This is a genomic window from Xanthomonas sp. WHRI 1810A (assembly GCF_040202885.1).
In the GTDB taxonomy this organism is placed as follows: Bacteria; Pseudomonadota; Gammaproteobacteria; order Pseudomonadales; family Pseudomonadaceae; genus Aquipseudomonas.
In genome coordinates this window covers 53,151-75,495 of the sequence record NZ_JBEGED010000007.1, presented here as the reverse complement: position 1 = coordinate 75,495, position 22,345 = coordinate 53,151, and the positions used below count along the sequence as shown (strand labels likewise).

Sequence of the window (22,345 nt, the reverse complement as noted above, 5' to 3'; positions counted from 1 at the left end):
CATAAGGCGCGATCGTTACGCTGAAGGTAACGATCAGGTTGATCGGTTTATTTGATAGCGGGTACTGCGCCCGCCGCCGGGGAGTTTTCGCAGGCAGCCCTTCTCCAGCAAGTCGGCAAGGTGACGGGTGGCGGTGGCTTTGCTGACTTTGGCGACGGCCTGGTATTGCGCCGCGTTGATGCCGTCCTCGAATCCCGGTTTGTCTGACAGCAGATCGCCGTCGAGCAGCCGGTTCAGGACTTTCATCTGTTCGGCGGACAGCGACTGGTCGCGGTGCCGCTGCCAATAGCGCGCCTTCGCCAGGACGCGGTCTATGCGCTGGGCCGCTTGCTCAAGGGTATGCAGCAGGGTCTGGAGAAACCATTTGAGCCAGGCGGTGATGTTCATTCCGCCTTTTTGCGTGGTTTCAAGGATACGGTAGTAGTCTTGGCGCATGGCAAGAATACTGGCGGACATCGCATAAAAGCGGATGGACTGGTTTTCTGCCTGCGCCAGTGCCAGGTCGGTGATGGCGCGGGTCAAGCGGCCGTTGCCGTCGTCAAACGGATGCAGGGTCACAAACCAGAAGTGCGCAATGCCGGCCCGGAGCAGTGGGTCGAGTGTGGCGTCTGACTGGCTGTTTTTGAACCAGTCGCAGAAATTCTCCAGTTGCTGCTCAAGGCCTTCGCGCGGGGGTGCTTCGAAATGCACGACCGGTCGATCCAGGCGCCCGGACACCACCTGCATCGGTTCCTGACCCCGCAGGGCACCGACGCTTATTTTGTGGGCAACCAATGTTTCGGCGGTCGGAAACAGGAGTTGGTGCCAGTGAAGCAATCGCTTCAGCGTCAGCGGGAGGTGGTGCTGTTGCGTGGCGTCCAGCATCAATTCGGCCAGCCCCTCACTGCGAGGGCTGACGCGATGATCGGCCGTGAGGCCCAATCGTTTCGCCAGCGACGACCGGACTGAACCGACATTGAGCTGTTCGCCTTCAATCGCCGATGAGGTGATGATGTTTTGTAGCAAGGCGTCCAGTTCGGACTGCGCGCTGGCGTCGAGACCTTGCGCTTCGAGCATACCGAGCAAGCGGCCTTGAGCCTGGGAACAGGCGCGGAGGACAGCCGCCAACTGATCGACATCCCATGTAAAGCCGGGCCAAAGGGGGTGTTGCCAGATCCAGTCGTTCATTTCGTTCGCTGCAGACTTTAAGGAGATGAGCCGAATAATAGCTGTATTCGGCTCACACAATGAGCCGAATATGGCTTCTATTCGGCTCACCGTCCAGCCTCTTTGCTGCCGCTTCGCGCCAGATCGCGAACAAGTCGCGCTCCCACGCCTTCGGCAGAAGCACATCGATTCGCGGGCAAGCCTCGCTCCAACAGGATGGCATCGCACCACATGGGGTTTCTGGCGCTGCTCAAATTTTGATCGTTCCCAAGCAGAGCGTGGGGACGATCACACCCATTCGCGGGCATACCTCGCTCCAACAGGATGGCATCGTACTGGTGGGAGCGGACCTGTCCGCGAAGAGGGCGTTACAGCCAGCACCTCTTTGTCGCCTGGCACAACCCATCGCGAGCAAGCTCCCTCCCACAATGAAAGATGCGGCGTTGTTGAAACCTTGATCGTTCCCGCCTTAAATCCCCGGCTCGACCACCTGCACCAGTCCGGCATCCACCAATAGCTGTTCCAGCGCCACTAGATCGGGGATTTTCGCGACGGTGTCGCCGACTTGCACAGCGGCCAGTTCCAGTGCGTCCAACGGCACGTCGACGTAGCTCAGTTGACTGTCGACCTTGCACGAGCGGGGGATGCCTTGGGTGAGCAGTGCGACGAATTTCAGGTCCGGCCGGCCGCCCAGGGCGTTGAGGATCACGATCCGTGCTCGACCGCCTACCAGTGCCCGGCTGCCGCACGCGGCTTCAAAGCTGAGCAACGGCAAGGTGCGATGGCGCCAGTGGATCGGGCCCAGGTACCACTGTGGCGCAGCGGGGTCGGCGACGCTGTCCTGATAGTCGATCAGCTCAGCCACGGCTACGTTGGGCAGCAGCAAATGCCGATCGCTGAGCGGCAGCAGCAAGCCGGTCAGGCTAGACAGGCGCGCGGTCTGGCTGGAGGTGTCAGACATACGCATGACTCCAGTGGGCGATGCTCTCCAGCAGCGCGGCTTCCTGATAAGGCTTGCTCATGTAGTCGTTGACTCCGACCGCCATGGCCCGGTCGCGGTGCTTCTGACCGGAGCGCGAGGTGATCATGATGATCGGCAAATGCTTGAGGCCTTCGTCCGCGCGAATCCTGCTGGCCACTTCGAACCCGTCCATGCGCGGCATTTCGATGTCCAGCAGCATGATGTCCGGCGTGTGCTCCTGCAGCAGCGCCATGGCGTCGACGCCATCTTTGGCGGTCAGGACGTTCATGCCGTTACGCTCCAACAGGCGCCCGGTGACTTTGCGCACGGTGACCGAGTCGTCCACCACCAACACCAGCAGCGGTTTCACCTGCTCGGCCTCGACATAGCGGGTCGGGGCCTGGCCGGACGCGCGCAGCGCCAGCTCTTGCGCGTGGAACCTGCGGATGTGGGCGAACAGGTCCAGGATCAACACCACCCGCCCATCGCCCAGAATGGTGGCGCCGGAAATCCCCTGGACCCCGGCAAACTGCGGGCCGAGATTTTTCACCACGATCTCCCGCGAACCCGCCAGCGCATCGACCTGCACCGCCAGCCACTGGTCATGCACATGCACCAGCAGCACCGGCAGCGGTTGCGTCTGGCCGATCAGCTTGGGCGGATGGGCGTTGCTCAGCAGCTCACCCAGATAACGCAATTCGTACGTACGCCCGCCGTACTGATAGCGCGGCGGACTGGCCTGGTAATAGGTCTCCAGTTCATTGGGCATCACGCGCACGATGCCTTCAATGCTGTTCAACGGCACGGCATATTGTTCATCGCCACACTGCACCATCAGTGCCCGGTTGACCGACACCGAGAACGGCAGGCGTATCCTGAAGCGCGCGCCCTGCCCTGATTGCGAGTCGATAACCATCGACCCGCCCAGCTCTTTGACCTCAGCGTGAACCACGTCCATGCCGACCCCGCGCCCGGAAATCTGGGTGAGGGTTTCGGCGGTGGAGAAGCCGGCCTGCAGGATGAACTGCAGGGTGTCGTGGTCACTCAGCACGGCATTGGGCCCGATCATTCCGCGCTTGATCGCCTTGCGCCGCACCGCCTCAAAATCGACCCCGGCGCCGTCATCGCTCATTTCGATGACGATGTCGCCACCTTCGTGGGACAGGCTGAGGGTGATATGCCCGGTTTCCGGTTTGCCGGTTTCGAGGCGTTTTTCCGCGCTCTCCAGGCCATGATCGATGGCGTTGCGCAGCATGTGTTCCAGCGGCGCGACCATGCGTTCCAGCACGTTACGGTCCATCTCGCCTTCGGCATTGACGACGTCGAACTTGACCTTCTTGTTCAGCTCGCCGGACACCTGCCGCACGATGCGACGCAGGCGCGGCACCATCCGCTCGAACGGCACCATGCGCGTGCGCATCAGGCTTTCCTGCAGTTCGGTGTTGACCCGCGCCTGTTGCTGCATCAGGGTCTGGGCGTCGTGGGCACGGGTGTCGAGGGTCTGCTTGAGGTCCATCAGGTCGGACGCGGACTCGAACAGCGCGCGAGACAACTGCTGCAGCATCGAATGCCGATCCATTTCCAGCGGGTCGAATTCCTCGTAGCCCAGCCGGTCCGCATGATGCTGGTCGCGGCTGACGGCCCGGCCCTGGGTTTCGATGTCCAGACGCCGCAACTGATCGCGCATCCGTTCAATGGTGGTTTCCATCTCGACCAGCGTGCCTTGGGCGTCGCTGACCTGCTGTTCGATACGACCCCGGAAGATCGACGTTTCGCCTGCCAGGTTGACCAGATCCTCCAGCTGTTCAGCCGGGACCTTTACCATTTCCGGGCCGGAACGCTCGCCATCGGCGTTGGCTGTGGCTGGTGGGGTGTCCGCCGATAACGGTGCGGCGGCCAGTGCTTCCAGCGGTTTGTTAGCCGCCTCACTCAGCCCACCCGACGCCGAATACTGGCGAATGCTGTCGATCAACAAGGCCGGGTTGGGTAACGGCTCAAAGCCGCGCACCGCGTCGAGCATGTCCGCCAGCATGTCATGGCCGCTTTGCAGGAGGCCATTGAGCAGCGCGCTGTTCTGTTTCAGTCCACCGGACGCCAGGCTGTCATACAGCGATTCAAGCTCGTGGGCCAGGTCGCCAATGGGCGCGATTTCCACCATCCGCGCGCCGCCTTTGAGCGTGTGCAGGTCGCGCAGCAGGTTCTCCACTTCCAGCGTGTTCTGCGGGTCGGCTTGCCAGCGCAACAGCGCCGCGCCGGAACTGTCGATGATGTCGTAGCCTTCTTCGAGAAAGATCTCCAGCAACTCGGGATCGCGCTCGTCCAGCGTCTGGATCATCGACTCGACGTTGCGCGTCGACGGCGGGTGTTCGGGGTCACTAGGGGCGCCGTAGCAGTTGTTCTGCCGGAACGTGCGAATCGCGTCGATCACCGACTCCGGGGCGGAAAGCGGCTGGTGGTCTTGCAGCTGTTCAAGCATCAGCGCCAGGTGGTCGTGACTGCGCACCAGCAGCTCGCCCAATTGGGGGCTGTAGCCGCAGCGTCGATCAATCAGCCCTTCGTACAGTGATTCCAGCTCATGGCCCAGATCACCCACCGGCTGGATTTCCGCCATCCGCGCGCCGCCCTTGAGCGTGTGCAGGTCCCGTTGGAGTGAGGACAGCGGCATCGGGTTTTCAGGATCGTCCAGCCAGCGCTGCAAGGCCTGCCCGGCGCTGTCGAGGATGTCGACGGCCTCTTCGAGAAAGATCTCGACGATTTCCTGGTCCAGCGCATCCCGCGAATCCTGCGGCGCAGGGGGTTCAGGCAGCGCCGGGACAGGGGGCAGATCCGAGAGGGTCAGCGTGCCGTCGTCCTCGGTCTTGATCACGCCCATGGCGCCGGGGTCCAGTGCTTCATCGAGCAATTCCCGCAGTGCGCGAATACGCTCGGGGCAGGCCTCGACCTGCTGCCCGGCCGCCACCTGATCGAGCATGTTGATCAGCGCTTCATGGGCCGCCTCGGCCTCATGAAAGAAGCGTTCACTGACGCCCAGACTGCTTTCTTCAACGGCACCATACAAATCCAGCAACGCTTCGCACAGCTCATCCATCTGCGGCAGATCGGCCATGTGCGCGCCATGGCCAAGGGTGGTCAATTCCTCCAGCAACGCAGTCAGTTCCTGGCGCTCGCCGGGATGCGCTCGCCAGCGTTTGAGCAAGCCTTCGGCGTCCAGCAGGATGTCCATGCCTTCGGCCAGAAAGGCTTCAATCAACGTCGGATCACGCCGCGTGCGCAAACCGTTATCGGCGGCGCTCAAAGCGGTTGCCAGGCGTTCGTCCAGCAGGGCACGGGCCGCCTCGATCAACTGCATCGCACCTGGAATAGGCCGCAACGGGTCTTCATCCAGCTGCGCCAACCCGGCCCGGAACAAGGGCTCGCTGGCGCGCAACAGCTCGACTTCGGACTCGGCGACAGCAATCTGATTGGCCTTGAACTCGCGCACCAATTGATCCAGCGGGCTCGCCAGTTCGGCCATCGGCAGCACGCCCGCCATGTACGCGCTGCCTTTGAGCGTGTGCAGCGCGCGCAGCAGTTCATCGCTGAACGCCAGCGCGTCGAGATCGTGGGCCGAATCGGTAAAGCGATTGAGCGTTTCAAGGTGGGTCTGGGCTTCCTGACGGAAGATCTCCAGCAACTGCGGGTCGAAGCCCTCCTCGGCCCCGTCGGCGGGCACAGCTTCAACCACCGGCTCAGTAATTTCCGCCGCCAAGTCGCCGTCCATGGGCTCAAGGCCTCGGGACAACGCATGGGCGCGGGCGGCCAACACATCGACATCGTCGCGCTGGCGCTGCACATCTTCGGCGAAATCACGAATGACGTCCGGCAGTATCACCTGCACGTCCGCCAGCAATTGAAGCACGCCGGGACCCGGCTCGACGCTGTCTTCCAGCACGCGGTTGAGCAGGTTTTCCACCGACCAGGCCAGTTCGCCGAGGATCAGCGCCCGCACCATGCGGCCACTGCCCTTGAGCGTGTGGAACGCACGGCGTATTTCGGTCAGCGCAGGGAAATCGTCGGTGTCGGCGAACCAGCGCGGCAGATAGCGGTGCAGCGCGGCCAGCATTTCATCGGTTTCTTCCAGAAAGACATCGCGCAGTTCCTCATCCACGGCCTCTTCGCCCATGGGCGGCGGCAATAGACTGGCCGGTACGTAACGCGCAGGCGGGTTAACGGCCCGCACCGGAACAGCCAGCACTTCGGCGATGGTCTGGGTCGGGCTGACCAGCGCCTGGCGGGCGCGCAGATCGAGCATTTCCTGATCGCTGACGACTTCTTCGAGCACGGGCAGATCGACGGCATCCAATGCCGGGGAGTAACCGAGTTTGGCCAGGCTGGCCTGGGCCAGGTCCAACACGTGTTCGCCCGGCGCTTCCGGGTCTTGGGCCATGCGTTCGAGGTAATACTCGACGCCGGTGATGGCTTCGGCGAGGCTGTCGAGCTGCGGCTGGGCCGGGCGCCCTTCTTCCACCAGCAAGTGCTCGAGAATGAAGTCATTGCACGCTGACAACAGCCCGGAGGCACGCGCCAGCGGAATCATCGCCAGCGCGCCACGCACCTGGACCAGCAATGCCGACAGCGGCGCCAGCCGTTCGCGATCCCATTCGCCATCGATGTAATCGACGATCACATCCTTGGCCTGCTGCAAAACGACGCGGGCTTCCTTGATCACCAGCTGGTGAATCTGGCTCAGGTCGGTGGTAGGCAAGCGGCTTTGTTCGCGGCTGCTCTGGTCCACCGTGCCGGCCATGCCCGCCAGCGTCGCTTCGACGTAGAGCAAGGCGCCGGCGACGTCCATCAACGCCGCGTCGCTTGCTTCGCGCTGCCCTTGCGCCAGGCCCTGCACCACCGCCAGTTGGTCGATGATTACTTTACGCGGCTGACCAAAACCCAATACGGCCAGCGTGTCGGCGATCTGCCGCAACGGCGGCAGCAAGGCACTGAGTTCACTCACGTGCTGCCGGTCTCCGCGAACGAAGACGTCCAGCCGCTCTTTGGTCAGCACCAGCTCGTCACACAGCGCCACGATCACCGAGCGCATGGCGTCGCGGTCGGGGCCGGCCATGCGCGCGCGCTCCTCATCGACCAACGCGTTGTGCGGCAGGGCGTCGGCGAGCCCGTATTGATCCTTCAGGTCCAGCATCTTCTGCGCCTGGCTGTCGGACTTGGCGATGTAGAACAACAGGCTTTTGAGCAGCTCGTCCGGCGCTGGCTGGTTGATGCCGACGATGCCTTGGTCGAGCAGGCGCTTGAGTTCCTTGTCGGCGTCCTTGAACAGACTGCGCAGGGCCGGGCTGTTGGCGAAATTGCCGCTGGCCATGGTTTCCACCAACGCCGACGCAATGCGCCACAACGGGCCCAGTGGTGCGTCTTTGCACAGCAGTTCGAGCCGGGCAAAGACTTTGGTCATGTAGCCCAATTGCGTTTGCAGGTCTTGCTCGCGCAGCAAGCCGACCAGCGCCGTTTGCAGGGTCTGGCGCAGCTTGCGCAGGAAGGTCGGTAATTCGGGCGAGTCACGGCGGGCCAGGGTCTGGGCGTCCAGCTCCGGCACCGACAGCAGCTGCGGGGCAAACAGGCTTGTCTCCGACAGCAGGCTTTCGCCTCGGGCGCTGCGCAGGTCGTTGAGCAGCGGCAGCACCACCAATGGCAGATCGCGACGCGCCGAATGAATGCGGTCCAGATACACCGGCAATTGGCCCAGCGCGAAGGTCAGCAGTCTGACGGCCTCGGCGTGCTGCCCGACGCGGTCCTGTTGCAGTGCCAGGGCCAGTTGCTCGATTTCTTCGGCCAGCAACGCTGCGCCGTAGAACTCGATCATCTGCAGGCTGCCGTGAACCTGATGGATAGCGTCCAGGCAGGCGTCCATTGCCGTCGAGTCATCAGGGCTCGCGACGAAGGATTCCAACCCCAGTCTGGCCTGCTTGAGGGTCTCGGCTATTTCGCCCTTGACCCACTCAAGGGCCACGTAGTCGTGCCGATCAGCCATGATGACTCCGCTCATTACTCAAGGCGATCAATGCCGTTCTCGGGTGGGCAAGGTAAAACCGGACACTGACCGGCGCATTTCGCTGGCCATCTTCGCCAGGTTGCCCATGCTCTTGGCGGTCGCGGCCGTGCCCGAGGTGGTTTGCGTGGTGGTCTGCTGGATCACGGTCATGGTTTCTGAAATCTGCTGCCCCAGCGCGGCCTGCTGTTGCGCCGCGTTGGTGATGCTTTCGATCAGCGCCGCGAGCACCTTGGACACGCCTTCGATTTCTTCGAGGGCCACTCCCGCATCCTGCGCCAATCGCGCTCCACGCACCACTTCGGTGGTGGTCTGCTCCATGGAGATGACCGCCTCGTTGGTGTCGTTCTGGATCGCCCGCACCAGGGTCTCGATCTGCTTGGTGGCCGAGGATGAACGCTCGGCCAGCCGCTGCACTTCATCGGCGACCACGGCAAAACCGCGACCGGCATCACCGGCCATCGAGGCTTGAATGGCGGCGTTGAGCGCCAGGATGTTGGTCTGATCGGCAATGTCGTCGATCAGGCTGACAATATCGCCGATTTCTTGAGAAGACTCGCCCAGCCGCTTGATGCGCCGAGAGGTGTCCTGAATCTGGTCGCGAATGTTGTCCATGCCATTGATGGTGTTGTGCACCACCTGATTGCCTTTGTTGGCGATTGCCACGGAACGCTCAGCCACCGACGAGGATTCCGACGCATTGGCCGAGACCTGCTCGATGGACGCCGACATGTCGTGAATGGCGTTCGACGCGGCGGCGATTTGCAGCGCCTGATGTTCGGACGCAGCGGCCAGTTGGGTGGCGGTGGTCTGGGTGTCCTTGACGGCGCCGAAGACCTGTTCAGCGGTCAGGTTGATGGTCGCCACCAGCTCGCGCAGCTGGTCGATGGAGTAATTGATGGAGTCTGCGATGGCGCCGGTAAAGTCTTCGGTCACCGAAGCGGCCACCGTCAGATCGCCGTCGGCCAGGTCTTCGATTTCATCCAGCAGACGCATGATCGCCGTCTGGTTTCGCTCATTTTTTTCCGCTGTTTCGCGCAACTGGCGGTTGGTTTCGCGAACCATCACCAGACCGATCAGGATGATCGAGCCCAGCGCCAGCAAGCCCAGCAGATAGCCGCCGTAACTGTGCAGCAAGCGACCGCCGGCCATGTGCTCGAAGCTGTTGGCCAGGACCGACGCTTCATCGAGCAAGGTCTGGGACAGATTGAAAATGTTGCCGGCCGCCTCGCGCACGTCGAGCAGCTCGGGCGAGGTCTCGAGAATTTCGTCCACCGATCCCGATACGAACTGGAACAGCTCGGCGATCTCGGCCAGACGCGCGCGGGCGTCGGGGTCCTCGACCTGAGCGATCTTCATGGCGGGATTGCCGTTGATCATGCCGTTGAGCACGCGGCCAAACTGATTGGCATCGCGACCGAAAGCATCAGCGGCCTGGACTGCGGTTTCATCGCCGGACAGCACGGTGTTGACCGCGCCGAGGATGCGTTCGGCCAGCAACGACTGACGCTGCGCCAACGCCACCTGGCTGGCGGGGGCGCGGTTGAGCAGCAGGATGTCGACAACTTTTTCGGAGCCGATCTGCAACTGCGGAATGGTCTCGGCCAGGGTTGCCGCCACTTGATGCAGGGACAGCACCGTCTGCTCGCGGGAAAGAATCACGTCGGTGCTTTTGCGCAGGTTTTCCCAGTCGGTCTGCACCGCCTTGAGTTCCTCTTCAACCGCGTGCGGCGCGGCAGGCAGGCCCGTGTTCTTGTCGCCTTTCCTCAGAATTTGCCAGCGCACGTCAAAGTCGTTGCGCGCATCCGCCAGCAACTTGAACGCGGCAGCCTTGCCGGCCGCCGCTTCCGTCGCGTTCTTGGCGATACGCTGGGACAAGACACGCAATTCGCCCGCATGGCCGATGTACTGCTTGTCGTAGTTCGACTGCGTGCTCAGGTAAGCGAAGTTGGCAAACAACAGCATGATGAAGATGATCAGCGCGACGAACAGCGCAAGGATCAGCGAGCGACTGCGCGCGCCTTCGAGTGATCGGCCGGTGGTACTCATGAACTCAGGTTCTCGCCTGTACGCGCCGCAATCGGGCGTGGGAAAAGTCTCAGCACGTCATTGACGCCCAACATTACAGCGCTACCTCCATAAAACCAGGCGATTGCGCCAACATCCCGGGGCTGAACACCAACCAGGCCTGTTCGCGCAAAAACTGCCCCCTGACGAATGTGGCCACATTGGCCTCGCACGCGCCCGGTGTCTCAGGCATCAGGCTGCGCTCGTTAAAGTGCTGCACGCCCAACACCTCATCGACCAGCAGGCCGGCGAACACATCCTGATGATCGATCACCAGCACGCGCCGCTGTTTACGCTGCGCCGAGAGCTCAAGACCGAAAAAGGCGCACAGGTCCATGACCGGCAACAATCGCCCGCGCAAGTTGGCCACGCCCTTGACCCAAGGCTTGACGCCCGGCAGCGCGGCAACATGCGGTTCGTGGAGAATTTCACTGACTTCCCCCATGGGCGCGACATAAAAACGCTCACCCATGCGAAAGCCGATGCCGGTCCAGCCTTGCTGCCGGGTCTCCTGCAAGGGAAGACCGGCGGCAAGCGAGCGGCATCGCTGATCGATATCGAGCAGCAGTTGAAAGGCGGTTTGCGACTGAGCCATGGCTACCTGCCGGCGATCAGCCCGCAAGAACCGCGTTCAGGGTTTTCATGAGGGTTTCTTCGTCCACCGGCTTGGTCAGGTAATCCCGGGCGCCCTGGCGTTTGCCCCAGACCTTGTCGGTTTCCTGATCCTTGGTGGTGATCATGATCACCGGGATCATGTTGGTATCAGCGTCTTTGGTCAGCTGGCGGGTAGCCTGGAAGCCGTTGAGGCCCGGCATGACGATGTCCATCAATACGGCATCGGGCTTTTCCTGACGCGCCAGAGCGACACCGTCGGCGCCGTTTTCAGCCTTGAGGACTTCGTGACCGTGCTTTTCGAGCATACCGGTCAACTTGTACATTTCGGTCGGCGAGTCATCGACGATCAGAATTCGAGCCATGGTGAATCCCCAATAGGAACAGCCGCCCATTAACAGTGGGTCGGTATCAAGATAGTTGTTGTTCCACTGCGACGAAACCCGGCACGTGCGCCTTGATCGCGCTCAGCAGTTCTTCCTTGCTAAAAGGCTTGGTCAAAAACTGGTCGGAGCCGACGATTCGGCCCTTCGCTTTATCGAACAGTCCGTCCTTGGAGGACAGCATGATCACCGGGGTGGACTTGAACGCCCGGTTGTTCTTGATCAAGGCACAGGTTTGATAGCCATCCAGGCGCGGCATCATGATGTCGACAAAGATGATGCTCGGGTGGTTATCGGCAATTTTGGCCAGCGCGTCAAAACCATCGATGGCGGTAATGACCTCGCAGCCGACGTTCTTCAGCAGCGTTTCGGCGGTACGACGAATCGTCCGGGAATCGTCGATGACCATCACTTTCAGTGGGGCTGGATGCTGTTCCATGTCTGCTTTACCCTCGCCGCGGCGAATCAGATGGATCGCCTTGCGCCGGGTGTATGGTACGGGCCGGGATCGTCAAACCCCGATCTAGACGGGTCAAAGGCAACGGGCGTGACGCCGGATGCCGAGCCTTTTTAGCACACTCTCCAGACGCAATCCATAAAGCGTGTGCCCCTTGACCCGGAGCAAGCACGGCGCCACCCTGACGCCTGTTTTCAGGCCATTGCGGCCATTACCGACCAGAGGATATTTGCCCATGAGCGTTCGCCTAGGAATTGTCATGGACCCCATCGAGCGCATCTCCTATAAAAAGGACAGCTCGCTGGCCATGCTCCTTGCAGCGCAAGCGCGCGGATGGTCGCTGTTCTATATGGAACAGCACGACCTGTATCAAGACGCGGGCCAGGCCCGGGCGCGGATGAAACCGCTGAAAGTGTTTGCCGACCCTGCGCATTGGTTCGAGCTGGAGGCCGAAGTCGACAGCGGCCTGGACGATCTGGACGTGATCCTGATGCGCAAGGACCCGCCGTTCGACATGGAATTCGTGTATTCCACGTACCTGCTGGAACAGGCCGAGCGCGCCGGCGTGCTGGTGGTGAACAAGCCCCAGAGCCTTCGCGACTGCAACGAGAAACTGTTCGCCACGCTGTTCCCGCAGTGCACGCCGCCGACCTTGGTCAGCCGTCGTTCGGACATCCTGCGCGAGTTCGCCGCCAGGCACGGCGACGTGATCCTCAAGCCGCTGGACGGCATGGGCGGCGCGTCGATCTTCCGCCATCGCGCTGAAGACCCGAACCTGTCGGTGATTCTGGAAACCCTGACCAAGCACGGCCAGGAGCAGATCATGGCCCAGGCCTACCTGCCGGCGATCAAGGACGGCGATAAGCGCATCCTGATGGTCGACGGCGAGCCAGTCCCGTATTGCCTGGCGCGCATCCCCGCTGCCGGTGAAACCCGTGGCAACCTGGCAGCCGGTGGCCGGGGCGAAGCACGCCCGCTGACCGACCGTGATCGCTGGATCGCCGCCGAAATCGGCCCGACCCTGCGGGAAAAAGGCCTGCTGTTTGTCGGCCTCGACGTGATCGGCGAGCACCTGACCGAGATCAACGTCACCAGCCCGACGTGCATCCGCGAGATCGACAACGCGTTCGGCACCGATATCGGCGGGATGTTGATGGATGTGATCGAGAAGAAGCTGCAAAAGGCATGACTCCTGTCTGTAGGAGCGAATTTTTTCGCGAATCGGTTTTGTGAACACAGCGATGCGTCGCCAGACGCTGGCCTTTCGCGAATAAATTCGCTCCTACAGAATTACATGCCACCCCACCCACTAATCGGCCCGCCCGCATCAAAGCCCTGAAATCCGCGAACAGTGCGTTATCATGCGCGGCCCGTAATACGCCTCAGGTTGGTCCTGCAATGCTGGCTTTTGTGATCCGGGACCGCCGATGAACGCGGCGGTCGACACAGATCTCCCGATGGATTTCGTCCGCCCCGGCGTGCGCCCCGCTGATCGTCTGGGTTTTACCCTGTTGATTGCGGCGCTGGTGCACCTGGCGTTGATCCTTGGCGTAGGGTTCAGCTACGTCAAACCAGAGACCATCAGCCAGACCCTCGAGATTACCCTCGCCCCCTTCAAAAGCGACACCAAGCCCAAGGATGCGGATTTCCTCGCTCAGGAAAACCAGCAGGGCAGCGGCACGCTCGACAAAAAAGCGGTGCCCAAGGTCACCGAGGTCGCGCAGTACCAGGACACCGAGATCAACAAGGTCACGCCGCCCCCTTCCGCCAAGCAGGTGGTCAAGCAGGAAGCGCCGAAGACCGCGGTCGCCACCAAGGCGCCGGCCAAGGAGAAGACCGTCGCCAAGCGCGAAGAGGTCAAGCCCGAAGAAGCCAAAAAGGTTGCCCCGACCTTCGACAGCACTCAACTGAACAGCGAGATCGCCAGCCTTGAGGCCGAGCTCTCCAACGAGCAGCAGGCCTACGCCAAGCGCCCGAAGATTCATCGCCTGAGCGCCGCGTCGACCATGAAGGACAAGGGCGCCTGGTACAAAGAGGACTGGCGCAAGAAGATCGAACGCGTCGGCAACCTCAATTACCCCGAAGAAGCGCGGCGCAAGCAGATCTACGGCAGCCTGCGGATGATGGTGTCGATCAATCATGACGGCTCGCTGTATGAAGTGCTCATTCTGGAATCGTCCGGCCAGCCGTTGCTGGATCAGGCCGCGCAGAAGATCGTGCGCCTGGCCGCGCCTTTTTCGCCGTTCACCGGTGATCTGGCCGACATCGACCGGCTGGAGATCATCCGCACCTGGAAGTTTGCCCGCGGGGATAAGCTGTCCAGCAATTGATACTGCCTGTAGGTGATAACACTTGTAGGAGCGCGCTTGCCCGCGATGGCGTCGGTGTGGCGCATACCTATTCGTCGCCAGAAATACCGTAATCGCGGGCAAGCGCGCTCCTACACATTCGCCACGCCAAAAAACACCGAACCGCCCAATGTCCCAAATACGCAAAGCGGTTCTATCTGCCAGTTGTCAGCGCTGCCACACGGCGCCACACTAGGGCTCATGAAAAACGTCACTGCGTCCTACCTCAAGCATCAGTTCCTGATCGCTATGCCCCACATGCACGATCAGCACTTCGCTCAGACCTTGACCTACATCGTCGAGCACAACGCCGATGGCGCCATGGGCCTGATCATCAATCGTCCGCAAAGCCTGTCCCTGGCGGACATTCTTGAGCAGTTGCGACCGGAAATGGCCCCGCCCGTGCGTTGCCAGCAAATCCCCATTCACCTCGGCGGCCCGGTTCAGACCGATCGCGGCTTCGTGCTGCATCCACCAGGGCAAGTCTTCCAGGCCACGGTTGATCTGGGCGGTGTCGCGCTGTCGACGTCCCAGGACGTGCTGTTCTCGATTGCCGACGGCTACGGGCCTGATCAAAATTTGATCACCCTGGGCTATGCCGGTTGGGACGCAGGGCAACTGGAGGCGGAGTTTGCGGCCAACGCCTGGCTCAACTGCGCGTTTGACCCGGCCATCCTGTTCGACGTCGACAGCGAACTGCGCCTTGACGCAGCGGCTGCCAAGCTCGGCATCAACCTGAATCTGCTGACCAGCCAGGCGGGCCACGCCTGATGGCCAACCTGCGCCTGTTATTGGGTATCGACTACGGCACCAAACAGATCGGCGTCGCGGTCGGTCAGGTGATTACCGGTCAAGCCCGTGAGCTGTGCACGCTGAAAGCCCAGAACGGCGTCCCGGACTGGGACCAGGTTCAGGCGCTCATCACCGAATGGAAGCCAGACGCCATTGTGGTCGGCCTGCCCCTGAACATGGACGGGACGCCCAGTGACATGAGCGCCCGCGCCGAAAAGTTTTCACGCAAGCTTAACGGCCGCTTCAACGTGCCGGTGTACACCCATGACGAGCGCCTGACCACCTTTGAAGCCAAGGGCGAACGCATGGCCCGTGGCGGGCAGCGCGGCAGTTATCGGGACAACCCGGTGGACGCCATCGCCGCCGCACTGTTATTGCAGGGCTGGCTGGACGCCAATACCGCACTGTTCAACGTCTGACCTTAGCGCCCTACCGAATTCGAGTTTTGACCCGAGCGTTCACGCGAACGCCCTCGGGCACCTGAAGGAGCAACCATGAGCCTGCCCAACCCCGCCGAACTGATCAGCCAGATGGCGAGTGATCTGACCGCGCACCTGAATAAACGCGGGATCACTGAAACCCGCTTCATCGGCATTCGCACCGGTGGCGTCTGGGTCGCCCAGGCGTTGCTGGAAGCGCTGGGCAGCGATGCGCCGCTGGGCACGCTGGACGTCTCGTTCTACCGCGATGACTTCAGCCAGAACGGCTTGCACCCTCAAGTGCGCCCTTCCGAGCTGCCGTTCGAGATCGAAGGCCAGCACTTGATCCTGGTCGACGACGTGCTCATGAGCGGTCGCACGATTCGCGCCGCGCTCAACGAACTGTTCGACTACGGCCGCCCGGCCAGCGTGACCCTGGTGTCGTTGCTGGATCTGGACGCCGGCGAGTTGCCGATTCGGCCCAACGTCGTGGGCGCGACCCTGTCGCTGGCCCCCACCGAACGCGTCAAGCTGTCAGGCCCCACGCCGCTGACGCTCGAGCTGCAAGACCTGTCTACCGAATCCGCCGCCCTCTAACACGAGTCCCTTGCGATGACGCCTCTCGACGCCAAGCGCCCGCTGCAGATCAACCATCAGGGTCAGCTGCAGCATTTCCTTTCCCTCGACGGTTTACCCCGCGAGTTACTCACCGAAATCCTCGACACCGCCGACTCCTTTCTGGAAGTCGGGGCGCGGGCGGTGAAGAAGGTCCCGTTGCTGCGCGGCAAGACCGTGTGCAACGTGTTCTTCGAGAACTCGACACGCACCCGCACCACCTTCGAACTCGCCGCTCAGCGGCTGTCTGCGGACGTGATCACGCTGAACGTGTCGACGTCCTCGACGAGCAAGGGCGAGACGCTGTTCGACACCCTGCGCAACCTGGAAGCCATGGCCGCCGACATGTTCGTCGTGCGCCACGGCGACTCGGGCGCTGCGCACTTCATTGCCGAACACGTCTCCCCGCAAGTGGCGATCATCAATGGCGGCGACGGGCGTCATGCTCACCCGACTCAGGGCATGCTCGACATGCTGACCATTCGCCGGCACAAGGGCAGCTTCGAGAACCTTTCGGTGGCCATCGTCGGCGACATCCTGCACTCACGCGTGGCGCGCTCGAACATGATCGCCCTCAAGGCGCTGGGTTGCCCGGACATTCGGGTGGTTGCGCCGAAAACCCTGCTGCCCATTGGCGTCGAGCAATATGGCGTCAAGGTCTATACCGACCTGAGCGAAGGCCTGAAGGACGTCGATGTCGTCATCATGCTGCGCCTGCAGCGTGAGCGCATGTCGGGCGGGCTGCTGCCCAGCGAGGGCGAGTTCTACCGCTTGTTCGGCCTGACCACCGCACGACTGGCGGGCGCCAAGCCGGATGCCATCGTCATGCACCCGGGCCCGATCAACCGCGGCGTGGAAATCGAATCGGCCGTCGCCGACGGCGCGCACTCGGTCATCCTCAATCAAGTCACGTACGGCATTGCCGTGCGCATGGCGGTGCTGTCCATGGCCATGAGCGGCCAGACCGCGCAACGTCAGTTCGAGCAGGAGAACGCGCAGTGAAGTTCAGCATCCTCGGCGCTCGCGTCATCGACCCCACCATCGGTCTGGATCAGGTCACCGATATACATCTTGAGGCCGGCAAGGTCCTGGCCTTTGGCGCCGCGCCCGCCGACTTCGTCCCGTCGCAGACCATCGACGCCAAGGGGCTGATCGCGGCCCCTGGGCTGGTGGACCTCAACGTTTCACTGCGCGAACCGGGCTACAGCCGCAAAGGCAGCATCGCCAGCGAAACCCGGGCCGCCGCTGCCGGTGGCGTCACCAGCCTGTGCTGCCCGCCACGGACCAAACCGGTGCTGGACACCTCCGCTGTCGCCGAGCTGATCCTGGATCGCGCGCGTGAAGCCGGGCACAGCAAGGTGTTCCCGATTGGCGCGCTGAGCAAAGGCCTGGAGGGCGAGCAACTGGCCGAGCTGATCGCGCTGCGCGACGCCGGTTGTGTGGCGTTCACCAATGGTCTGGTGAGCTTTCGCAGCAACCGCACGCTGTGCCGCGCCCTGGAATACGCCGCAACGTTCGACCTGACGGTGATCTTCAATTCCCAGGACTTCGACCTGGCCGAAGGCGGTCTGGCCCATGACGGCCCGACAGCGGCGTTCCTCGGTCTGGCAGGCATTCCGGAAACGGCTGAAACCGTGGCGCTGGCCCGTGACTTGTTACTGGTGGAGCAAAGCGGCGTACGCGCGCATTTCAGCCAGCTGACCAGCGCACGCGGTGTTGAACTGATCGCGCAGGCCCAGGCGCGAGGGCTTCCGGTCACTGCTGACGTGGCGCTGTATCAATTGATTTTGACGGACGAGGCGCTGATCGACTTTTCCAGCGTTTACCACGTGCAACCACCGCTGCGCACCCGCGCCGACCGTGATGCGCTGCGTGAAGGCGTTAAGTCGGGGGTGATCCAGGCGATCTCCAGCCATCATCAGCCCCACGAACGTGACGCCAAGCTGGCACCGTTCGGCGCGACAGAGCCCGGCATGAGCAGTGTTGAACTGCTGCTCCCCCTGGCGATGACGCTGGTGGAGGATGGCTTGCTGGACCTGCCGACGCTGCTGTCGCGTCTGAGTGCGGGTCCTGCGGCGGCGTTGCGCCTGCCGGCTGGACGGTTGGCGGCGGGCTCGCCGGCCGATCTGGTGCTGTTCGACCCGGCGGCTTCAACCGTCGCGGGCGAGCGGTGGCTGTCCAAAGGCGATAACTGCGCCTTCCTCGGCCACTGCCTGCCGAGTGCGGTGAAGTACACGTTTGTGGATGGGCGGATCAGCTACACCGTCTGACACCTCACGCTGTAGGAGCGAACTTGTTCGCGAAGACGCTTAGACATACGCCATTGCATTGGCGTCTTTAAGAGAGCTTCGCGAATGAATTCGCTTCTACAAGCCCATGCTCCAACTTTATGTCCTGCGTGCATTCTTCATCGAGATCTGGTCATTCAACGTCCAGAAGTCGTACAAAATCCCCAAAAAGAACAACCCGCCCGTCAGCGCGTAGATGATCCCGGTGATCCATTTGCCCTGGTACATCCGGTGCACGCCAAACACGCCCAGAAACGTCAGCAGAATCCAGGCGACGCTGTAATCGGTGGTGCCTGCGGTAAAGCGCAGGTCCGCCTCACGGTCCATCGCCGGAATCAGGAACAGGTCGATCAGCCAGCCGATCCCCAGCAGGCCCAAGGTGAAGAACCAGATCGTCCCGGTGACCGGCTTGCCGTAATAAAACCGGTGAGCGCCGGTAAAGCCGACAATCCAGAGCAAATAGCCCATGACCTTGCTGTGTGTATCCGGACGTTGAACGTCCACTTGATAGGTATTCATCTGCAGCCTCATTTGTGCTGATAGAAAAAAATAGACGTCGTGATTGTGACTTTTGTGACTCGATCCGACGTATGGCGGGAACCTCCCAGGCATTCGGCAAACCCTTGTAACTAAAGGGGATACTCGCAGTCACGCGGCTTTATTGACGTCAAAATTGACCCGTGGGGCAATAAATGATTCGACCGAAGGGTCTGAATTGACAAAAAAAGCTGTTATAAAGTTGCGCGCTGACCACTATGAGCCCTGCCTAATGCGTCCATTTTTCAAGACATGGCTAACTATTTGCCTATTTGTGCCACTGGCCGCCCACGCCACCAACCGTGAGCAACCGTTACCTGCAAGCTTCAACGGCTTCACCGCCAAGACGCAGTCATCGGAAACAGTCACCCGCAATGTCGCCGCCCAACGTGCCGCGATGGCTGCGCTTGAAGAGACCGCCACTCCCCTGGCCAACTCCAAGCGCAAGACCCGGAACACCAAGACGTCGACCCGTGTGTCGTCTCACAAGGTTTCCAAGAACACTGTCGCTCTGGCCAATGCCGGACCGGGCAACACCAAACAAAGCAACAGCGTGGTCAACCGCGCAGTGAATGCCATCGGTACTCCTTATCGTTGGGGCGGTACCAGCCCAACAAAAGGGTTCGATTGCAGCGGTTTGGTTAAATATGCGTTCAATGACGTGAGCGAAGTCGATTTGCCGCGCACCTCCAACGCCATGGCCGAAGGTCACGGGCAGAAGGTTGATCGCAAGGATTTGAAGCCGGGTGACTTGCTGTTCTTCAACATCAAGAGCCGCACGGTCAATCATGTCGCCATTTACCTGGGCGGCGGCCAGTTCGTGCATGCACCGCGTCGTGGCAAGTCCGTTACCGTGGACACGCTGAACAAGCCGTATTGGGACAGCCATTACGTCGTTGCCAAGCGCGTATTGCCAAAGCAGCCACCTTCTTCGCGCAAAGCGACGGTGCGTCTGGCACAGCGTTGATCGCCAGACCTCGGTAGGAGCGAATTTATTCGCTAAGGGCTTTGCGAATAAATTCGCTCCTACAGCCTAAAAACGCCTGACAACTAGAAATTGTCAGGCGTTTTTGCTTTCTCCCGCGCGCTTTCCCGACTGATGATGCCCTTGCTCACCAGATCCTTCAGGCACATGTCCAGGGTCTGCATCCCCAGCGCCCCGCCAGTCTGAATCGACGAATACATCTGCGCCACTTTGTCTTCACGGATCAGGTTTCGGATCGCCGACGTGCCGATCATGATTTCGTGCGCCGCCACGCGCCCTCCACCGATCTTCTTCAACAGCGCTTGGGACACGATGGCGTGCAGCGATTCGGAGAGCATCGAGCGAATCATCGACTTCTCCTGGGCCGGGAACACATCGACGATCCGGTCGATACTTTTCGCCGCCGAGGTGGTGTGCAGCGTGCCGAACACCAGGTGACCGGTTTCCGCAGCCGTCAGCGCCAGCCGGATTGTCTCAAGGTCCCGCAGCTCGCCCACCAGAATCACGTCAGGGTCTTCACGCAGGGCCGAGCGCAGCGCTTCGGCAAAGCCGTGGGTGTCCCGATGCACTTCGCGCTGGTTAATCAGACTCTTCTTGGATTCGTGTACGAACTCGATGGGATCCTCAATCGTGAGGATGTGGTGGTGCTTGTTGGCGTTCAGGTAATCGACCATCGCCGCCAGCGTCGTTGACTTGCCCGAACCGGTAGGGCCGGTCACCAGCACCAGGCCACGGGGTACGTCGGTAATCTTGCGAAACACTTCTCCCATCCCCAAGTCTTCCATGCTCAGCACTTTGGAGGGAATGGTCCGGAACACGGCACCGGCGCCACGGTTCTGGTTGAACGCGTTGACCCGGAACCGCGCAACGCCTGGCACTTCAAACGAAAAGTCCGTTTCCAGATCTTCCTCGAAGTCCTTGCGCTGCTTGTCATTCATGATGTCGTAGATCAGGCCCTGAACCGCTTTCTGGTCCAGCGGCGGCAGGTTGATCCGGCGCACATCGCCATCAACCCGAATCATCGGCGGCAGGCCGGCCGAGAGGTGTAAGTCCGACGCGCCTTGCTTGGCACTGAAGGCAAGCAGCTCGGTAATATCCATACAGCTCCTCATCACATAGAATGCCGCAGACTTTAGCCCTGCTGGCGCAAATCAATGTCCACGATAGCAGAGAACATTTCAACGCTCGGTGAGCGAATTCAAGCGGCTGCACACGCGGCGCAACGTGATCCTGCGTCCATCGGTCTACTGGCCGTGAGCAAGACCAAGCCGGCGACCGACTTGCGCGAAGCCCATGCGGCCGGATTGACCGATTTCGGCGAGAACTACCTCCAGGAAGCCCTGAGCAAACAGCTCGAACTGGCTGACCTGCCCTTGATCTGGCATTTCATCGGCCCCATTCAATCGAACAAGACGAAGGCAATCGCCGAGCATTTTGCCTGGGTGCATTCCGTGGACCGTTTGAAGATCGCACAGCGCCTGTCCGAACAACGTCCTCCGCACTTGCCGCCGCTGAACATCTGCATTCAGGTCAACGTGAGCGGCGAAGCCACCAAATCAGGCTGCACGCCGGAAGATCTGCCCGCACTGGCCGAAGCCATCGCTGCCCTTCCCAATGTCAGACTGCGCGGACTGATGGCAATTCCCGAACCCACGGATGACCTCAACGAACAGAACGCAGCGTTCGCGACTGTAAACAGCCTGCAGCGCTCATTGAAACTGCCGCTGGACACCCTTTCCATGGGCATGAGCCATGACCTGGAAGCCGCCATTGCACAAGGCGCGACTTGGGTCAGGATCGGCACGGCTCTTTTCGGCGCCCGTGATTACGGCCAGCCCTAACCCTTTGCCCCACAGGAATTCGTTCATGAGCAAGACTCGCATCGCATTCATCGGCGCAGGCAACATGGCCGCCAGTCTCATCGGCGGGCTGCGCGCTCAGGGCGTCGAGCCTGATCTGATCCGCGCAAGCGACCCGGGTGAACAAACCCGCGAGCGCGTGTCCGCCGAGCACGGCATCAAGGTGTTCGCCGATAACGCCCAGGCCATCGAAGGCGCAGACGTGGTGCTGTTGGCGGTCAAGCCACAGATGATGAAAGCTGTCTGCCAGGCATTGCGCCCTCACCTCAAACCCCACCAGTTGATGGTGTCGGTGGCGGCCGGCATTACCTGCGCCAGCATGAAAAACTGGCTGGGCGAACAACCGATCGTGCGCTGCATGCCCAACACCCCTGCCCTGTTGCGCCAAGGGGCCAGCGGCCTGTACGCCACGCTCGACGTCACCGCCGCACAACGGCATCAGGCCGAAGAGTTGCTGTCCGCGGTCGGCATTGCGTTGTGGCTGGACCAAGAGGCGCATCTGGACGCCGTCACCGCAGTCTCCGGCAGTGGCCCTGCGTATTTCTTTCTGTTGATCGAGGCCATGACCGCCGCCGGGATCAAACTCGGCCTGCCTGCTGAAGTGGCGAGCAAACTGACCCTGCAAACCGCCTTGGGCGCCGCGCTGATGGCCACTGGCAGCGATGTCGAGGCTGCCGAACTGCGACGCCGCGTGACCTCGCCTGCGGGCACCACGGAAGCTGCAATCAAATCATTCCAGGCCAACGATTTCGAAGCCATCGTCGAAACCGCACTCAGCGCCGCCGCCCACCGTTCAGCCGAAATGGCCGAAGTCCTGGGCAAATAAGGAGAAGTCT

At 61.6% G+C, this 22,345-nt stretch carries 19 protein-coding genes; 10 read left to right on the top strand and 9 right to left on the bottom strand.

The annotated features are described in order from the left end of the window. Positions 1-33: 33 nt before the first annotated feature. The 7 genes from ABQX22_RS12260 to pilG all read right to left on the bottom strand — a co-directional run bounded on the left by ABQX22_RS12260 (position 34) and on the right by pilG (position 11,648). Positions 34-1,167, bottom strand: a complete 1,134-nt coding sequence (locus tag ABQX22_RS12260; protein WP_349799807.1) for a Fic family protein — start codon at positions 1,165-1,167, stop codon at positions 34-36. Positions 1,168-1,615: 448 nt separating this feature from the next. Beyond that, complete coding sequence (locus tag ABQX22_RS12255; RefSeq protein WP_349799805.1) at positions 1,616-2,107, bottom strand: chemotaxis protein CheW; 492 nt, start codon at positions 2,105-2,107, stop codon at positions 1,616-1,618. Beyond that, on the bottom strand, positions 2,100-8,129 hold the full coding sequence (locus tag ABQX22_RS12250; protein ID WP_349799803.1) for an Hpt domain-containing protein: 6,030 nt from the start codon (positions 8,127-8,129) through the stop codon (positions 2,100-2,102). Before ABQX22_RS12250 ends, ABQX22_RS12255 begins: the two co-directional genes overlap by 8 nt. A 27-nt stretch (positions 8,130-8,156) precedes the next feature. Further along, positions 8,157-10,196 carry a methyl-accepting chemotaxis protein gene (locus ABQX22_RS12245; RefSeq protein ID WP_349799801.1) on the bottom strand — a complete coding sequence of 680 codons (2,040 nt, stop codon included), beginning with the start codon at positions 10,194-10,196 and terminating at the stop codon, positions 8,157-8,159. Between the two features lie 73 nt (positions 10,197-10,269). Then, complete coding sequence (locus ABQX22_RS12240) at positions 10,270-10,809, bottom strand: chemotaxis protein CheW (RefSeq protein ID WP_349799799.1); 540 nt, start codon at positions 10,807-10,809, stop codon at positions 10,270-10,272. A 16-nt stretch (positions 10,810-10,825) separates the two neighbouring features. Then, positions 10,826-11,191 carry a twitching motility response regulator PilH gene (gene pilH / locus ABQX22_RS12235; RefSeq protein ID WP_002551739.1) on the bottom strand — a complete coding sequence of 122 codons (366 nt, stop codon included), beginning with the start codon at positions 11,189-11,191 and terminating at the stop codon, positions 10,826-10,828. 46 nt (positions 11,192-11,237) lie between these two features. Next, positions 11,238-11,648 (bottom strand): twitching motility response regulator PilG, encoded by a 411-nt coding sequence (gene pilG, locus ABQX22_RS12230; protein ID WP_349799796.1) that lies wholly within the window; start codon positions 11,646-11,648, stop codon positions 11,238-11,240. A 253-nt stretch (positions 11,649-11,901) separates the two neighbouring features. Between pilG and gshB the strand changes: the two genes are divergently transcribed. The 7 genes from gshB (at position 11,902) to ABQX22_RS12195 (ending at position 18,110) form a co-directional block, all read left to right on the top strand. Further along, positions 11,902-12,855, top strand: coding sequence for a glutathione synthase (gene gshB / locus ABQX22_RS12225; RefSeq protein WP_349799794.1), 954 nt, complete (start codon positions 11,902-11,904; stop codon positions 12,853-12,855). A gap of 268 nt (positions 12,856-13,123) precedes the next feature. Next, positions 13,124-13,996, top strand: coding sequence for an energy transducer TonB (locus ABQX22_RS12220; protein WP_349799792.1), 873 nt, complete (start codon positions 13,124-13,126; stop codon positions 13,994-13,996). Between the two features lie 219 nt (positions 13,997-14,215). Then, a complete protein-coding gene (locus tag ABQX22_RS12215; protein WP_349799790.1) occupies positions 14,216-14,785 on the top strand; it encodes a YqgE/AlgH family protein in 570 nt (189 codons plus the stop codon). Beyond that, a complete protein-coding gene (gene ruvX / locus ABQX22_RS12210; RefSeq protein WP_349799789.1) occupies positions 14,785-15,225 on the top strand; it encodes a Holliday junction resolvase RuvX in 441 nt (146 codons plus the stop codon). Before ABQX22_RS12215 ends, ruvX begins: the two co-directional genes overlap by 1 nt. A 75-nt stretch (positions 15,226-15,300) precedes the next feature. Continuing rightward, positions 15,301-15,822, top strand: coding sequence for a bifunctional pyr operon transcriptional regulator/uracil phosphoribosyltransferase PyrR (pyrR, locus tag ABQX22_RS12205; RefSeq protein ID WP_349799787.1), 522 nt, complete (start codon positions 15,301-15,303; stop codon positions 15,820-15,822). Between the two features lie 15 nt (positions 15,823-15,837). Then, positions 15,838-16,842 (top strand): aspartate carbamoyltransferase catalytic subunit, encoded by a 1,005-nt coding sequence (locus tag ABQX22_RS12200; RefSeq protein ID WP_349799785.1) that lies wholly within the window; start codon positions 15,838-15,840, stop codon positions 16,840-16,842. Beyond that, positions 16,839-18,110, top strand: a complete 1,272-nt coding sequence (locus ABQX22_RS12195; RefSeq protein WP_349799783.1) for a dihydroorotase — start codon at positions 16,839-16,841, stop codon at positions 18,108-18,110. Before ABQX22_RS12200 ends, ABQX22_RS12195 begins: the two co-directional genes overlap by 4 nt. 117 nt (positions 18,111-18,227) lie before the next feature. Here ABQX22_RS12195 and ABQX22_RS12190 read toward each other — a convergent pair whose 3' ends face one another. Further along, on the bottom strand, positions 18,228-18,647 hold the full coding sequence (locus ABQX22_RS12190) for a TM2 domain-containing protein (RefSeq protein ID WP_349799781.1): 420 nt from the start codon (positions 18,645-18,647) through the stop codon (positions 18,228-18,230). Between the two features lie 250 nt (positions 18,648-18,897). On the opposite strand from ABQX22_RS12190, the gene ABQX22_RS12185 reads away from it, so the two are divergent. Then, a complete protein-coding gene (locus ABQX22_RS12185) occupies positions 18,898-19,632 on the top strand; it encodes a C40 family peptidase (protein WP_349799780.1) in 735 nt (244 codons plus the stop codon). Positions 19,633-19,715: 83 nt separating this feature from the next. Here the strand turns inward: ABQX22_RS12185 and ABQX22_RS12180 are convergent, their stop codons facing one another. Continuing rightward, on the bottom strand, positions 19,716-20,750 hold the full coding sequence (locus ABQX22_RS12180; RefSeq protein ID WP_349799778.1) for a type IV pilus twitching motility protein PilT: 1,035 nt from the start codon (positions 20,748-20,750) through the stop codon (positions 19,716-19,718). A gap of 54 nt (positions 20,751-20,804) precedes the next feature. Between ABQX22_RS12180 and ABQX22_RS12175 the strand changes: the two genes are divergently transcribed. Together ABQX22_RS12175 and proC are read left to right on the top strand one after the other, a co-directional pair. Next, entirely contained in the window at positions 20,805-21,491 is a 687-nt protein-coding gene (locus tag ABQX22_RS12175) for a YggS family pyridoxal phosphate-dependent enzyme (protein WP_349799776.1), read from the top strand. A gap of 25 nt (positions 21,492-21,516) precedes the next feature. Then, positions 21,517-22,335, top strand: coding sequence for a pyrroline-5-carboxylate reductase (gene proC, locus ABQX22_RS12170; protein WP_349799774.1), 819 nt, complete (start codon positions 21,517-21,519; stop codon positions 22,333-22,335). Positions 22,336-22,345 lie beyond the last annotated feature (10 nt).

What these genes read in the sequence shown, in the direction of transcription:
- ABQX22_RS12260 (WP_349799807.1), bottom strand. Translation starts at nt 1,167, where the DNA reads ATGAACGACTGGATCTGGCAACACCCCCTTTGGCCCGGCTTTACATGG.
- ABQX22_RS12255 (WP_349799805.1), bottom strand. Translation starts at nt 2,107, where the DNA reads ATGTCTGACACCTCCAGCCAGACCGCGCGCCTGTCTAGCCTGACCGGC.
- ABQX22_RS12250 (WP_349799803.1), bottom strand. Translation starts at nt 8,129, where the DNA reads ATGGCTGATCGGCACGACTACGTGGCCCTTGAGTGGGTCAAGGGCGAA.
- ABQX22_RS12245 (WP_349799801.1), bottom strand. Translation starts at nt 10,196, where the DNA reads ATGAGTACCACCGGCCGATCACTCGAAGGCGCGCGCAGTCGCTCGCTG.
- ABQX22_RS12240 (WP_349799799.1), bottom strand. Translation starts at nt 10,809, where the DNA reads ATGGCTCAGTCGCAAACCGCCTTTCAACTGCTGCTCGATATCGATCAG.
- pilH (WP_002551739.1), bottom strand. Translation starts at nt 11,191, where the DNA reads ATGGCTCGAATTCTGATCGTCGATGACTCGCCGACCGAAATGTACAAG.
- pilG (WP_349799796.1), bottom strand. Translation starts at nt 11,648, where the DNA reads ATGGAACAGCATCCAGCCCCACTGAAAGTGATGGTCATCGACGATTCC.
- gshB (WP_349799794.1), top strand. Translation starts at nt 11,902, where the DNA reads ATGAGCGTTCGCCTAGGAATTGTCATGGACCCCATCGAGCGCATCTCC.
- ABQX22_RS12220 (WP_349799792.1), top strand. Translation starts at nt 13,124, where the DNA reads ATGGATTTCGTCCGCCCCGGCGTGCGCCCCGCTGATCGTCTGGGTTTT.
- ABQX22_RS12215 (WP_349799790.1), top strand. Translation starts at nt 14,216, where the DNA reads ATGAAAAACGTCACTGCGTCCTACCTCAAGCATCAGTTCCTGATCGCT.
- ruvX (WP_349799789.1), top strand. Translation starts at nt 14,785, where the DNA reads ATGGCCAACCTGCGCCTGTTATTGGGTATCGACTACGGCACCAAACAG.
- pyrR (WP_349799787.1), top strand. Translation starts at nt 15,301, where the DNA reads ATGAGCCTGCCCAACCCCGCCGAACTGATCAGCCAGATGGCGAGTGAT.
- ABQX22_RS12200 (WP_349799785.1), top strand. Translation starts at nt 15,838, where the DNA reads ATGACGCCTCTCGACGCCAAGCGCCCGCTGCAGATCAACCATCAGGGT.
- ABQX22_RS12190 (WP_349799781.1), bottom strand. Translation starts at nt 18,647, where the DNA reads ATGAATACCTATCAAGTGGACGTTCAACGTCCGGATACACACAGCAAG.
- ABQX22_RS12185 (WP_349799780.1), top strand. Translation starts at nt 18,898, where the DNA reads ATGCGTCCATTTTTCAAGACATGGCTAACTATTTGCCTATTTGTGCCA.
- ABQX22_RS12180 (WP_349799778.1), bottom strand. Translation starts at nt 20,750, where the DNA reads ATGGATATTACCGAGCTGCTTGCCTTCAGTGCCAAGCAAGGCGCGTCG.
- ABQX22_RS12175 (WP_349799776.1), top strand. Translation starts at nt 20,805, where the DNA reads ATGTCCACGATAGCAGAGAACATTTCAACGCTCGGTGAGCGAATTCAA.
- proC (WP_349799774.1), top strand. Translation starts at nt 21,517, where the DNA reads ATGAGCAAGACTCGCATCGCATTCATCGGCGCAGGCAACATGGCCGCC.